The organism is Streptomyces nigrescens (assembly GCF_027626975.1).
GTDB lineage: Bacteria > Actinomycetota > Actinomycetes > Streptomycetales > Streptomycetaceae > Streptomyces > Streptomyces nigrescens.
This window is the reverse complement of the sequence record NZ_CP114203.1, coordinates 839,445-852,605: the sequence shown is the minus strand read 5'-3', so window position 1 is coordinate 852,605 and position 13,161 is coordinate 839,445. Positions and strand designations below refer to the sequence as shown.

16 protein-coding genes are annotated in these 13,161 nt (G+C 70.3%); 8 read left to right on the top strand and 8 right to left on the bottom strand.

What is annotated here, in order from left to right:
- Position 1: 1 nt before the first annotated feature.
- Positions 2 to 637: an ATP-dependent Clp protease proteolytic subunit gene (locus STRNI_RS03930; protein WP_159484372.1), complete on the bottom strand. Its 636-nt coding sequence runs from the start codon at positions 635 to 637 to the stop codon at positions 2 to 4.
- Positions 638 to 692: 55 nt separating this feature from the next.
- On the opposite strand from STRNI_RS03930, the gene STRNI_RS03925 reads away from it, so the two are divergent.
- Positions 693 to 1,007, top strand: a complete 315-nt coding sequence (locus tag STRNI_RS03925) for a type II toxin-antitoxin system Phd/YefM family antitoxin (protein WP_018092580.1) — start codon at positions 693 to 695, stop codon at positions 1,005 to 1,007.
- A 39-nt stretch (positions 1,008 to 1,046) separates the two neighbouring features.
- Here STRNI_RS03925 and STRNI_RS03920 read toward each other — a convergent pair whose 3' ends face one another.
- The gene (locus tag STRNI_RS03920; RefSeq protein WP_018092581.1) at positions 1,047 to 1,991 is read right to left on the bottom strand and encodes a M28 family metallopeptidase; all 945 of its coding nucleotides are present in this window, start codon (positions 1,989 to 1,991) and stop codon (positions 1,047 to 1,049) included.
- 521 nt (positions 1,992 to 2,512) lie between these two features.
- Between STRNI_RS03920 and STRNI_RS03915 the strand changes: the two genes are divergently transcribed.
- The 6 genes from STRNI_RS03915 to STRNI_RS03890 all read left to right on the top strand — a co-directional run bounded on the left by STRNI_RS03915 (position 2,513) and on the right by STRNI_RS03890 (position 7,179).
- The gene (locus STRNI_RS03915) at positions 2,513 to 2,815 is read left to right on the top strand and encodes an urease subunit gamma (protein WP_026170153.1); all 303 of its coding nucleotides are present in this window, start codon (positions 2,513 to 2,515) and stop codon (positions 2,813 to 2,815) included.
- A 16-nt stretch (positions 2,816 to 2,831) separates the two neighbouring features.
- Positions 2,832 to 3,143 carry an urease subunit beta gene (locus STRNI_RS03910; RefSeq protein ID WP_018092583.1) on the top strand — a complete coding sequence of 104 codons (312 nt, stop codon included), beginning with the start codon at positions 2,832 to 2,834 and terminating at the stop codon, positions 3,141 to 3,143.
- Positions 3,136 to 4,857 (top strand): urease subunit alpha, encoded by a 1,722-nt coding sequence (locus STRNI_RS03905; protein WP_159484370.1) that lies wholly within the window; start codon positions 3,136 to 3,138, stop codon positions 4,855 to 4,857. Before STRNI_RS03910 ends, STRNI_RS03905 begins: the two co-directional genes overlap by 8 nt.
- A gap of 42 nt (positions 4,858 to 4,899) precedes the next feature.
- Positions 4,900 to 5,574, top strand: coding sequence for an urease accessory protein UreF (locus tag STRNI_RS03900; protein ID WP_159484368.1), 675 nt, complete (start codon positions 4,900 to 4,902; stop codon positions 5,572 to 5,574).
- Positions 5,575 to 5,641: 67 nt separating this feature from the next.
- On the top strand, positions 5,642 to 6,337 hold the full coding sequence (gene ureG, locus STRNI_RS03895) for an urease accessory protein UreG (protein WP_266441563.1): 696 nt from the start codon (positions 5,642 to 5,644) through the stop codon (positions 6,335 to 6,337).
- Positions 6,334 to 7,179 (top strand): urease accessory protein UreD, encoded by an 846-nt coding sequence (locus tag STRNI_RS03890; protein WP_277410546.1) that lies wholly within the window; start codon positions 6,334 to 6,336, stop codon positions 7,177 to 7,179. The genes ureG and STRNI_RS03890 overlap by 4 nt, the downstream gene beginning before the upstream one ends.
- A 15-nt stretch (positions 7,180 to 7,194) precedes the next feature.
- Here STRNI_RS03890 and STRNI_RS03885 read toward each other — a convergent pair whose 3' ends face one another.
- The 4 genes from STRNI_RS03885 to STRNI_RS03870 form a co-directional block, all read right to left on the bottom strand.
- Positions 7,195 to 7,569, bottom strand: a complete 375-nt coding sequence (locus STRNI_RS03885; RefSeq protein ID WP_026170155.1) for a roadblock/LC7 domain-containing protein — start codon at positions 7,567 to 7,569, stop codon at positions 7,195 to 7,197.
- 101 nt (positions 7,570 to 7,670) lie between these two features.
- Positions 7,671 to 8,051, bottom strand: a complete 381-nt coding sequence (locus STRNI_RS03880; RefSeq protein WP_018092589.1) for a roadblock/LC7 domain-containing protein — start codon at positions 8,049 to 8,051, stop codon at positions 7,671 to 7,673.
- A 70-nt stretch (positions 8,052 to 8,121) separates the two neighbouring features.
- A complete protein-coding gene (locus STRNI_RS03875) occupies positions 8,122 to 8,970 on the bottom strand; it encodes a hypothetical protein (RefSeq protein ID WP_274739880.1) in 849 nt (282 codons plus the stop codon).
- A gap of 43 nt (positions 8,971 to 9,013) precedes the next feature.
- Positions 9,014 to 9,397, bottom strand: a complete 384-nt coding sequence (locus STRNI_RS03870) for a hypothetical protein (RefSeq protein WP_148589231.1) — start codon at positions 9,395 to 9,397, stop codon at positions 9,014 to 9,016.
- Positions 9,398 to 10,023: 626 nt separating this feature from the next.
- Here STRNI_RS03870 and STRNI_RS03865 point away from each other — a divergent pair.
- Positions 10,024 to 11,652 (top strand): alpha/beta hydrolase, encoded by a 1,629-nt coding sequence (locus tag STRNI_RS03865; protein WP_078518795.1) that lies wholly within the window; start codon positions 10,024 to 10,026, stop codon positions 11,650 to 11,652.
- A gap of 84 nt (positions 11,653 to 11,736) precedes the next feature.
- Here STRNI_RS03865 and STRNI_RS03860 read toward each other — a convergent pair whose 3' ends face one another.
- Complete coding sequence (locus tag STRNI_RS03860; protein WP_109895153.1) at positions 11,737 to 12,222, bottom strand: YbaK/EbsC family protein; 486 nt, start codon at positions 12,220 to 12,222, stop codon at positions 11,737 to 11,739.
- Positions 12,219 to 13,076: a TIGR02452 family protein gene (locus STRNI_RS03855; RefSeq protein ID WP_277410545.1), complete on the bottom strand. Its 858-nt coding sequence runs from the start codon at positions 13,074 to 13,076 to the stop codon at positions 12,219 to 12,221. Before STRNI_RS03855 ends, STRNI_RS03860 begins: the two co-directional genes overlap by 4 nt.
- Positions 13,077 to 13,161 lie beyond the last annotated feature (85 nt).

Sequence of the window (13,161 nt, the reverse complement as noted above, 5' to 3'; positions counted from 1 at the left end):
CTCACCGTGCGCCGATTTGGGGGACGGACTGCTTGCGCTGATGGGTGAGCCCGTCGATCAGGCCGTACTCCTGGGCGGCTCGGGCGTCGAAGATCTTGTCGCGCTCGATATCGGCGGCGATCCGCTCACGCGTCTGTCCGGTGTGCTCCGCCAGCATCCGCTCCAGCGTGTCGCGGGTGCGCAGCAGCTCCTCCGCCTGGATCTGCAGATCGGTGGCCTGGCCCTGGATGGGCTCGGTGATCGAGGGCTGGTGGATCAGGATCCGGGCGCCGGGCAGCGCCAGCCGCTTTCCGGGGGTGCCGGCGGCCAGCAGTACCGCGGCGGCGGAGGCGGCCTGCCCCAGGCAGATGGTCTGCACGTCGCACGACACGAAGCGCATCGTGTCGTAGATGGCGGTCATCGCCGTGAAGGAGCCGCCGGGGGAGTTGATGTAGAGCGAGATGTCCTGGTCGGGCGAGGCGTGTTCGAGGTGGATGAACTGCGCCATCACGTCGTTGGCGGAGGCGTCGTCGACCGGGGTGCCCAGGAAGATGATGCGTTCGCTGAGCAGCTTCGAGTACGGGTCCATGGTGCGCGTCCCCTGGGACGTGCGCTCGGTGAACTCCGGAAGGACATAGCGGGCCATTGGTCGCAGCATGTCTGCTCCTCTCCGTAAAAAATGTACAGGATGTACGTCCAGTTAGAATGGGAGCATGGCCTACGAAATTCCGGTGACGCAAGCCCGAGCGGAGCTGGCGGATCTGATCAACCGCGTTGTCTATGGCGGTGAGCGGGTGGTCGTCACCCGTCACGGCAAGCCGCTGGTTGCCCTGGTGTCCGCCGCTGACCTGCAGCTACTTGAAGAGCTGGGGCGGCGTGAGCAGGGTGCGGAGGAGGAGCAGGTGATCAGCACGGTCTCCACCGTGCGGCAGCTCCCGTCCGCTCCGGGCGAACGGCGACGGTTCGGTATCGCCGCAGAACACCGCGACCCGGCTGCCGGGGACCGGCGGCCGGGTCGCGAGAGCTGACGGTTCAGCGGGTGCTGACCGTGCGAGGGGGCGGGTGGATCAGGAGCTGATCTCCCACAGCGCGTGGGCGATGGCGTCCGTGTTGTTGTCCAGCGCCTTCTCGTCGATGTTCTTCGAGTCGTCGCAGGCCTGGTGGTAGCAGGCGTCGAACGCCTTGCCGGCCTCGCCCCCCCAGTTCTTCGCCTGCTCCTCGGTCTTCTTGTAGTCGGCGCCGGAGAAGAGGCCGCCGACGGGGACGCCCGCCTCCTTGAAGGGGGCGTGGTCCGAGCGGCCGTCGCCCTCGGTCTCCTTCTCCGTGGCGAGGTTCTTCTTGGCGAAGAAGTCCTTGAAGACCTTCTCCAGGCGGGTGTCGTCGTCGTAGACGAAGTAGCCCGGGTTCGGCGAGCCGATCATGTCGAAGTTCAGATACGAGTCGATCTTCGACTTGTCGGCGCCGAGCTTGTCGACGTAGGCCTGCGAGCCGACCATGCCGTCCTCTTCGTCGCCGAACCAGGCGAACCGAAGGTGCTTGGTGGGCTTGAGCTCCGCCTTGGCGACGGCGAGCGCCACCTCGAGGATGCCGGCCGAGCCCGAGCCGTTGTCGTTGATCCCGGGGCCGTCGGGGACCGAGTCCAGGTGGGCGCCGGCCATCACGGTCTTGCTCTCGTCGCCGCCGGGCCAGTCGGCGACGAGGTTGTAGCCCTTGGTGCCGCCGCCGTCGAACTCCTCGACCTTGGTGGTGAATCCGGCCTTGTCCAGCTTGCCCTTGATGAAGTCGACGGACGCCTTGTAGCCCGGCTGTCCGTGGGCGCGGTTGCCGCCGTTGGCGTCGGCGATCGACTGGAGCTGGTCCAGGTCGGCCTTGACGGACTTGACGTCGATGTCCGGGGCGGCCGCCGGGGCGGTCCCGGCGTAGGCGCCGGCCGCGGTGAAGACGGTGGCGGCAACGGCGGCGACGGCGCCCGTGGCCAGCGCGGCCCGGCGTATTCGGGTGGAACGAGTCACGATATGGCTCCAGGTGTGGGGGGTTGGTGCGGAGCTTGTTTTGACGCGCACATGAGAATTGCGATCACTTTCGAAATCGTCAAGAGCGCATATCGGACAGTGGTGTTCGGCGAGCGGGCCGGGCCCGGTTTACGCCGATAGTGGTGATTCGTGGCGCCTGGCGGTCATCTGTTCCGTCGCCCCGAGCGGCCTTCAACGGATGGATTTCGCCACCGGATTCCCCGCCCGGCCGGGGATGTGACGGGGTGGCAGCGGTGCCGGGAGGCGGTCGCCGCGCCGTAACGGGCGGTAATGACGCCGCGTTACCCCAGGCGTAAGAAGGGGTGCCGACACGTCCCTGGTTGTAACGCAGATGAAATCCCGCCGAACTAGCCTCCTGGCGTGGGGCTCTTGATGGCCAAGTGCTGGAAGTCGGTTTGCTCCTCCTTTAATTGCTGCGTGGTACACCTATCGACGCGGGTGTGCTCACGCCTGTGACCTGGGCGAATGCGTCCGGGAGGGAAGACTGTGAGGTGGAAGGTATGCAACTGACCCCGCATGAACAGGAGCGCCTGATGATTCATGTGGCGGCAGACGTGGCTGAAAAGCGCCGCTCCCGGGGGGTGAAGCTGAACCATCCGGAATCGATTGCGCTGCTCACCGTGCACATCCTCGAAGGAGCCCGGGACGGCCGTACCGTCGCCGAGCTCATGTCCTCCGGCCGCAAGGTCCTCACCCGTGACGAGGTCATGGACGGCGTCCCCGAGATGATCCACGACGTGCAGGTCGAGGCAACCTTCCCCGACGGCACCAAGCTCGTCACCGTTCACGAACCCATCAACTGAACGGGGGCAGCAGAGAATGATCCCGGGCCAGATCCTCCACGCCGACGAGCCGGTACGCCTCAACGAAGGCCTTCCCCGCACGCGGATGACCGTCCTCAACGCCGCCGACCGCCCCGTCCAGGTCGGCTCCCACTACCACTTCGCCGAGGCCAACCCCGGCCTCGACTTCGATCGCGCGGCCGCGCACGGCAAGCGGCTGAACGTCCCGGCCGGCTCCGCCGTGCGCTTCGAGCCCGGCATCCCCACCGAGGTCGAACTCGTCCCCCTCGGGGGCAAGCGCATCGTCATGGGCCTGCGGGGCGAGACCGGAGGCACTCTCGATGGCTGAACTCACCCGCCAGGCGTACGCCGACCTCTTCGGCCCGACCACCGGCGACCGCATCCGGCTCGCCGACACCGACCTCGTCATCGAGATCACCGAGGACCGCTCGGGCGGACCCGGCCGGGCCGGCGACGAGGCCGTCTTCGGCGGTGGCAAGGTGATCCGCGAATCGATGGGCCAGTCCCGCGCCACCCGCGCCGAGGGCACCCCCGACACCGTGATCACCGGCGCGGTCGTGCTCGACCACTGGGGCATCGTCAAGGCGGACGTCGGCATCCGCGACGGCCGGATCGCCGCCCTGGGCAAGGCCGGCAACCCCGAGACCATGGACGGCGTCCACCCCGACCTGGTCATCGGCCCCGAGACCGAGGTCATCGCGGGCAACGGCAAGATCCTCACCGCCGGTGCCATCGACACCCATGTGCACTTCATCTGCCCGCAGCAGGCGGACGAGGCGCTGGCCTCCGGCGTCACCACGATGATCGGCGGCGGCACTGGACCGGCCGAGGGCAGCAAGGCCACCACCATCACCCCCGGCGCCTGGCACGTCGCCAGGATGCTGGAGTCGATGGACGCGCTCCCGGTCAACGTCGGTCTGCTCGGCAAGGGCAACACCACCTCCCTCGCGTCGATGCGTGACCAGCTGAGGGCCGGGATCCTCGGCTTCAAGATCCACGAGGACTGGGGCGCCACGCCCGCCGTCCTCGACGCCTGTCTGACCGTCTGCGAGGAGAGCGGCGCACAGCTCGCCGTCCACACCGACACCCTCAACGAGGCCGGCTTCCTCGGCGACACCCTCGCCGCCATCGCCGGCCGTTCGATCCACGCCTTCCACGTCGAAGGCGCCGGCGGCGGCCACGCCCCCGACATGATCGCGATGGTCTCCGAGCCGAACGTACTGCCCGCGTCGACCAACCCCACCCGGCCGCACACCGTCAACACCGTCGAGGAGCACCTCGACATGCTGATGGTCTGCCACCACCTCAACCCCGCCGTCCCCGAGGACCTGGCGTTCGCCGAGTCCCGGATCCGGCCCTCCACCATCGCCGCCGAGGACATCCTGCATGACCTCGGCGCCATCTCGATCATGGCCTCGGACGCCCAGGCCATGGGCCGGATCGGCGAGGTCGTGCTGCGCACCTGGCAGACCGCGCATGTGATGAAGCGGCGCCGCGGTGCCCTTCCCGGCGACGGCGGCGCGGACAACCACCGTGCCCGGCGGTATGTCGCGAAGTACACCCTCAATGCCGCTGTCGCCCAGGGCATCGACCATCTCGTCGGCTCCGTCGAGGACGGCAAGCTCGCCGATCTCGTCCTGTGGGACCCGGCGTTCTTCGGCGTCAAGCCGCAGCTGGTCATCAAGGGCGGCCAGATCGCCTATGCGCAGATGGGCGACGCCAATGCGTCCATCCCCACTCCGCAGCCGGTCCTGCCGCGCCCGATGTTCGGCGCCACCGGCAGGGCCCCGGGCAGCAACTCGGTCAACTTCGTCTCCCCGCAGGCCCTGGCCGACGGTCTCCCCGAGCGCCTCCCGCTGGCCAAGTCCTTCGAGGCGATCCGCAGCACCCGCGGCGTCACCAAGGCCGATATGCGGAACAACGACGCCCTGCCGCGCGTCCATGTCGACCCGGACACCTTCACGGTGACCATCGACGACGAGGTGGTCGAACCCCGGCCCGCCACCGAACTCCCCATGGCCCAGCGGTACTTCCTCTTCTGAGGCAGTGCCGGTGAGCCCCCTGACGAAGGACACGTACCACCGATGAGCCGCGCAGCGCTGCTCGTCCTCGCCGACGGCCGGTTCCCCGCCGGCGGGCACGCCCACTCGGGCGGCGCCGAACCGGCCGTCGCCGCGGGACGCATCAAGGACGCCGCCACCCTGGAGGCCTTCTGCCGGGGCCGGCTGCACACCGCGGGCCTGGTCGCCGCGGGGCTCGCCGCCGCGGCCGCGGCCGGCCACGACCCGCTCCTTCTGGACGACGCCGCCGACGCCCGTACGCCCGTACCGGCGCTGCGGCAGGTCGCCCGGCGGCTGGGCCGGCAGATGATGCGGGCCGCGCGCGCCACCTGGCCGAGCGCCGCACTCGACGCGCTCGCGGTGGCCCGTCCCCGCGGCGCCCACCAGCCCGTCGTCCTGGGCCTGGCCGCCCGCTCCGCCGGTCTGCCGCCGCTCGATGCCGCATACGCCGTGGCCTACGAGAACATCAGCGGCCCGGCGACCGCGGCGGTCCGGCTGCTGAGCCTGGACCCCTTCGACGCCACCGCCGTCCTCGCCCGCCTCACCGCCGACCTCGACCGGGTCGCGGAACAGGGCGCCGACGCCGCACGGCGGGTTGCCGCCGAAGGAGTCGACGCACTGCCCGCCGCCTCCGCGCCACTGCTGGACATCACCGCACAGCAGCACGCCGCCTGGCCGGTCCGCCTTTTCGCCTCCTGACCCGCCGGCCTCGCGCCGGACCCCCCGCACCGCCCGCCCGCGGCCCGCACCCACCACCGGAGTGACCATGCACCTCGACCACAAGGACACCTTCCCCGAGCGCTACACCTACAGCGCCCCGGCCCCCGTACGGAAGGACGGAACCCGCCGTGCCCTGCGCATCGGGCTCGGCGGCCCGGTCGGCACCGGCAAGACCGCCACCGTCGCCGCGCTCTGCCGCGCACTGCGCGACGAACTGTCCATCGCCGTCGTCACCAACGACATCTACACCCGCGAGGACGCCGAATTCCTGCTCCGCGAGGCCGTCCTGCCCGCCGAACGGATCTCCGCCGTCGAGACCGGAGCCTGCCCGCACACCGCCATCCGCGACGACATCTCCGCCAACCTCGAAGCCGTCGAAGACCTGGAGGACGCGGTCGGCCCCCTCGACCTCGTCCTGGTCGAATCCGGCGGCGACAACCTCACCGCGACCTTCTCCAAAGGCCTGGTCGACGCCCAGATCTTCGTCATCGACGTCGCCGGCGGCGATGACATCCCCCGCAAGGGCGGCCCTGGCGTCACCACCTCCGACCTCCTCGTCATCAACAAGACCGACCTCGCCCCCCACGTCGGCGTCGACCTCGAAGGCATGGCCCGCGACGCCAAGAACCAACGCGGCGACCTCCCCGTCGCCTTCACCGCACTGAAGTCGGAGAACGGCGTCCGGCCCGTGACGGAGTGGGTCCGCGGGCGGCTCGCCGACTGGACCGCGGGTCCGGCATGACCCTCACGCTCACCACGCCGGCGGTGCCGCCGCAGACCGTCGCCGCTTCGGCCGCCGGTCTGCGCGCTACCGCCCGCATCGTCGCGCGAGCCGATCAGGGGGGAGGCACCACCCGGCTGCCCGTCCTGGACGGCGACGGCCCGTTCGCGCTGCGCCGGATCCGCGGGTGCGGCCGGCAGGCCCGGGTCTGCATCGTGGGTGCCATGAGCGCCCCCCTCGGCGGCGACCGGCTGGCCATCGAAGCCACCGCCGAGGCGGGCACCGCACTGCACCTCACGACCGCCGCCGCGACCGTCGCACTGCCCGGCCGCACGGCCGGCCACGCCACCTACGACGTGCGGTTGACGGTGGGCGACGGTGCCCGGCTCGACTGGCTGCCCGAACCGCTGATCTCCGCGGCCGGCAGCGCACTGCGGATGACCACCACCGTCGAACTGGCCCCCACCGCACACCTGGTACTCCGCGAGGAACAGGTCCTGGGACGCAGCGGCGAGGAGACCGGCGCGCTGCGCAGTCGGCTCGTCGTCCGCCGGGCCGGCCGGACCCTGCTCGACCAGGAGACGGCGTACGGGCCCGGAGCCCCCGGCTGGGACACCTCGGCCGTCCTGGACGGACACCGCGCTCTCGGCCAACTCCTCGTCGTCAAACCGGAGTTCGAGCAGAGCCCGGCCGAGGTGCGGCTGCTGGGTGCCGCGGCGGGGGAGCGGTCCGACGGCGGTGCGGGACAGGGAGTGCTGGCACCGCTCGCCGGTCCCGCGGCCCTGGCCACGGCCGTCGCCCCGGACGCGCTACGGCTGCGGCGCCTCCTGGACGAGGCCGCCCGGAGCGCCGCTGTCGGGTGACGGAGGCGGCTCCGCTCAGACCTCCAGTTCGGCCTCCAGCCGGGCGAGGCGGTGGCGCGCCAGCGCGAGATTGGCGCGCTTGCGGTCCAGCACCAAATAGAGGAAGAGGCCGCTGCCGTTCTTGCCCGACACCGGGCGGATGATGTGGTACTGCGAGGTCAGGGTGATGAGCATGTCCTCAATGGCGCCCTGGAGTTCCAGCATCTCCATGGTGCGCATCTTGGCGCGTACGACATCGGTATTGCCGGCCGCCGCGATATTGAGGTCCAGTGCCTGGTTGTCGCCCAGGGTCGCCAGCGCCATTCCGCTGGTGTAGTCGACCAGGGCGACGCCGACCGCGCCCTCGATGGTCGACATCGCGTCGGAGAGAGCGGATTCCATTTGAGCCATGAGGGGTCAGACCTTTCGATTCCTTGACGGTGTTTCCGGGGGGCCCGAGTTTCTGCGTTCGGGCGGGGATGTGGGGGTGGGCTCGTGTCGGGTGTGTGTTCCTAGCGGTGGGGCGCCGCGTCCACGAGGGCGCCGATCCGTTCCGCGGCCTTCCGGGCCTGCAGATGGAGCCGGCCCACATTGGTGTCCGTGCTGGCCACCGCCGTCAGGACGGCTCGGCGTCCGGCCGAATAGGCGGCTATGTAGCCGCCCGCACCGCGGGTCAGGGATTCCTCGAAGGCGCCCTGTCCGGTGGCCTCGGTGAGGCGTTTGGCGACGCCGATCGCGGCGGCGGTGAGTGCGGCCAGACCGTCCGGTTCGATGTCCGGCAGATCGTGGGCGATCACCATGCCGTCCACGCTCGCCACCATCCCGCCCTGGAAATGGCGTACTTGGTCGCGCAGCGTATGCAATTCATCCCGTATCCGGGGTTCGATCGTCATCAGTCTCCTTTTCCGGGCGCGCTTTCCGATGACGCGCCTCATGGGGTGCACGGTCTTCGTGCGCAAGGGCTCACAGGTTCTCCTCCAGTGCCGTACGCAGTCGGACAAGGAGGGCAATATCCGGATCGGCGGTATCGAGGAGGTCCGGAACCGGTAGTTGCCAGGTCGCGGTGGGGCGTCCTCCGGCGGCGGGGGCGGGCTGCCCGTCCAGGCAGGCGCCGGGCCGGCGCCGGGGGAGTGCCGTCGGAGCCGGGGGCAGCTGGACGAGGCCGGCGGCGGCGAGGCGGCGGATGTCGAGCAGGGTCGCGAATGCGGACTGGCCGAGCAGACGGGCCAGTTCATGCGGGGTGTGCCGGCCGTCGGCACGGTCGAGCAGCTGCCTTTGCCGGCCCGTGGTGGGTGCCGCGGTGCGCGGGCGGACGGGTATGACGGGGGAAGAGTCGACCGCGGCCCAGGGGTGGAGCCGGTCGAGCAGGGCCCGGCGGTGGGCCGTCGCCTGCTGGAGTGCACTGGCGCTGATGGTCCGTACGACACCCAGCCAGTGCGCGGTCCCCGGAGTGAAGGAGGTGGTCTCGGGCGGCAGGGGCAGGGCGAAGAACGCCGCGTCGAGAAGGGCGGCGAGATGGCATATCTCCAGTTCGCTCTGGGTCAACCAGCCTTCGCTGACCAGGAATTGGGCGCCCCGCTGCTGCGGCCCCGCCTGCTCGGCGGCGTACTGCCAGCCCTGCGGCGGTACCTTGCCGGCCGCCATGAGGCGGATGTCGAGACCGGGCGCCGCGCTGCCCTCGACGCAGTAGACCGCGCCGTCGAGAAGGTAGAAACAGCCGTGCGGGCCGTGCAGTGCGCCGGTGACCCGTTCGGCGGCGCACCGGTCGAGCAGCCCGGGGGTGGGCGGGGGAGGGGATATGGGCAGGCCCATGGCTGGTTCCTTTGGCGTTCGTGCGGTGTGGCGGAGCGCGTTCTCAGGACGCGACCAGCTCCGCCGCCAGATCGCGCAGCCGGAGCCGGGCGACGGCGAGATTGGCCTGGGTGCGGTCCAGCCAGAGGTAGAGATAGGTCTGGCTGTCGAAGGCCGTGTGCACAAAACGGATGAGGTGATAGCTGTCCTCGGCCGTGATGATCAGGTCTTCGAGGGCCGGGCCGCCGGCGCCCGAGGTGTCGAAGGTGGCGTTGCGCGCCACGGCCTGCACCACCTCGGCGGTGTCGGCGGCGGCCGCGTCATGATCGCCGTGCGGCGCCCGTCCCGCCGTGCCGAGTGTCAGACCACTGGTCCAGTCGATCAGTCCGGCGCCCAGAACGCCCGGAATCCCCATTGCCTGGGACAACACCTGATCGATACCCGGCACTTCGGATCTCCTTCGCGACGGCTCTACAGCGCGAAAACGCCGAAGCCCTCCCGTGGCAGTGAGTGGGAGAGCCTTCACGGAAGGTTACTGAAGCTGTGCGGCTGGCACATGCCTGTGGGGCAGGTCTACGGCAATTGACGTATTCTCGCCCCTGCGCGCCCTCTTGGCGGCCATCGCGCCGTGCCGCACTCCACAGGGCGCTCGTGGTCCTGCGCTCCCCACCGAGCGGCCCGGCCTGCTGGTTCGTCGCCTGTCGGCCGCCAACTGCCTTTAGTCCGGACCAAGTTGAGGATGTCACCGATGGGGTCCGGGTGACGTGGAAGCGCGTGTCATGGGCCGGAGTCCTTGGCCGGAATGGTGGGGTTCCCCTGCGAGGTCCGGCCGTTCGTCCGCAGTTCGGCGGCGCCGGTGCCCACGCCGCCGAGGGAGTGAACTCGTCCGTAAGGCGCCGCCGGGGCGGCCGTTTCCGAGCCCCGGTGGGCAACCGGCACGGCAAGAAACCTACAGGTTGGTAAAGAAGTGTGGGCCAAACCTGTTCAAGAGGGGACGGCGCACGACAGGATCCCTCCGTAAGCCTGTGATCAACGCCGCCACCAGTGGCACACCATGCAGGGGGAATTGACCACGTGAGAAAAACAGCAGCGCTCGGCGCCGCCGGAACTCTGGTGTCCGGAGCGCTTCTCGCCGGAGCGATAACTGCCACGCCCGCCCAGGCGGGTGAGCAGCACCAGCGCGGTTCGGCCGAAGCGCGCGGTGTGGCGACCGCCGCCGCACGCGCGGCCAAGAAGGGCATCGACTGGCAGGACTGCCCCGCGGACTGGGGCCTCAAGTCACCGGTCCAGTGCGGCTATGTCACCGTCCCGGTCGACTACGCCAGGCCGAACGGCCGCACCATCAAGATCGCCGTCGACCGTGCCCTCAGCACCGGCGGCAAGGAGCAGCGACAGGGCGCCCTCCTCTACAACCCCGGTGGTCCCGGCGGCTCGGGCATGAAGTTCCCGACCCGCATCACCACCAAGAACCCGCTCTGGGCCAAGACCGCCAAGGCTTATGACTTCGTGGGCTTCGACCCCCGGGGCGTGGGCCACTCCGCGGCGATCTCCTGTATGGACCCGCAGGAGTTCGTCAAGGCGCCCAAGGCCGACCCGGTGCCGGACAGCGAGGCGGACAAGCGCGCCCAGCGCAAGCTCGCCAAGCAGTACGCCGACGGCTGCGCCGAGCGCAGCGGCCGCCTGCTGCCGCACATGACGACCCCGAACACCGCCCGCGACATCGATGTGATCCGTGCCGCGCTCGGTGAGAAGAAGCTCAACTACCTGGGCGTCTCCTACGGCACCTACCTGGGCGCGGTCTATGCGACGCTCTTCCCCGGGCACGTCCGCCGGATGCTCGTCGACAGCGTCGTCGACCCCTCCCGCGAGAAGGTCTGGTACCAGGCCAACCTCGACCAGGACATCGCCTTCGAGACCCGCTGGGGCGACTGGAAGAAGTGGGTCGCCAAGAACGACGCCGCGTACCACATCGGGGACACCCCCGAGAAGGTCCAGGCGGCGTGGGAGAAGCTGCGGGCGACCGCCAAGAAGAAGCCCATCGGCGGCGTTGTCGGCCCCGCCGAGCTGACCGGTTTCTTCCAGAACGCGCCGTACTACGACTCCATGTGGGCCTCGGTCGCCGAGGTCTGGAGCGCGTACCTCGCCGGTGACAGCAAGCCGCTGGTGGAGAACGCCGGTCCGGACCTCAAGGACACCGCGGGCAACATCGCCTCGGAGAACGGCAACGCCGTCTACACGGCCGTCGAGTGCACCGACGCCAAGTGGCCCACCAGCTGGAAGAAGTGGGACCGCGACAACACCCGCATCCACCGGCAGGCACCGTTCATGACCTGGTCCAACGCCTGGATGAACCTGCCCTGCGCCACCTGGCCCGTCAAGCAGCAGCAGCCGGTCGACGTCAAGACCGGCAAGGGTCTGCCGAACGTACTGATCGTGCAGAGCGTCCGCGACGCGGCCACCCCCTACGGCGGCGCGGTCGAACTGCACCGTCGCCTCAAGGGCTCCCGTCTGATCACCGAGCGGGACGCCGGATCGCACGGTGTCACCGGCCAGGTCAACCCCTGCATCAACGACCGGGTCGACGCGTACTTCCTGACCGGGAAGACCGACGCCAAGGACGTGACCTGCGCCCCGCACGCCACGCCCAAGCCGTCCACGACGAAGTCCGTCCTGGGTGCCTTGGACCTTCCCGCCGTGCGCTGATGACGGCATGAAGAGTGCCGGCACCGCATGACGGACGGCACGCAGGGGCGGCCGGGACCTCTCCCGGCCGCCCCTGTCGTCGTCTCAGCCGGCGACCGGTTCGACCCGTGGCTCCGCGATCGCCACATAGTCCGCCGTGGCCAACGCCAGCGAACGGTCCAGCCGGGCCGCATTGAAGAAGATCTCCGGCTGCTCCAGCAGCGCCGGATCGACGACCAGCGCCAGCTCCTCGTCGAAGGAGAACGGCAGGATCGTCCCGCTGACACTGCCCGCCAGCCGTTCCGCGACCTCGGGGGTGGCGAACCCGGCGTACGAACCGCCCAGCAGCGCCTTCACCGCCCCCAGATCCACCCTTCGGTCGCCCGGCACCACCGCCAGCACATACCGCTTGGTCTTCTTGCTCAGCTTCACCATCACCACGAGGCACTTGGCGGCCTGCTCGACGGGGTTCCCGCGCAGTGCGCTGACGGCCTCCGTCGCCCCCTCCTCGGCGTGCTCGTAGATCCGGTAACGCGCACCGCGCTCGTCCAGCAAGCCGATCAGCTTGGTGTACGTCCCGTGGTCGGTCATCGTGGTCCCACATCCCTGCTCTCGTTGGTCACACCGGAAAACACCGCGGAGAAGGCGGCCCTGGTGGGGGAGTCCTCCCGGCGGTCCAGCACGGCGAACACGACCCGGTCGAACCAGCCGGAGAGCCGTCCGCCGGGCAGCAGCGCCGCCGCGAACGCCCGTGCCACCTCGGCCGGTTCATTGCGGAAGACCCCGCAGCCCCAGGCGCCGAGCACCAGTTGACGGTGCCCGCCGGCCGCCGCGACCTCCAGCACCCGCTCCGCACGCATCGCCAGCGCCGCCGCCACCCGTCCCGTCTCGGCCGGCCGCTGCCGCGCGATCACCCCGGCGTTCGGTGCGGCGGCCGTCAAGAAGCCCGCCTCGTACGGCACTTCGAGCAGCGTGCCGCGGTCGTCGCGGAACACCGGCACACCGGGGGAGAACAGCACCCGGTCGCTGTAGAACGGGCTGGGATCGGCGCGATGGGCGGCGTAGAAGTCCGGGGCCTCGCGCACACAGGTGTAGAGCGCCGACCCCCGGCACAGCGCCTCCTCCTGGGCCTGAGCGCCGTTGAGATAGCCGCCGCCGGGATTGCGCGCGGAGGCGAAATTCAGCACGGCGAGCGGCCCCGCACCCGACTCGGCCAGCCGCCGCCCGGCCGTGAGACTGCCTTCCCCCGTCACCTCGAACACCGTGCGCACGCCGGGCGACGGCCCTGCCACGGCGACCGGCTCCGGGCCGTACAGCCGGGTTCCGGCCCGCGCCCGTCCGACCGCCGCCGCGATCTCCACCAGCCGTCCGCTCGGGGCGCGGTACGCACCCGCCGCGACGATCCGCTCCGTCTCCTGTGCCATCCCACGCAGTCGGGCGCTCATCGTCGGCACCCCCGTATCCGCTGCTTCATAGCGATCAAGGTACGGGCCGGCCGCGCGCCCCGCGAACGGATATCGCCGCCCGCCG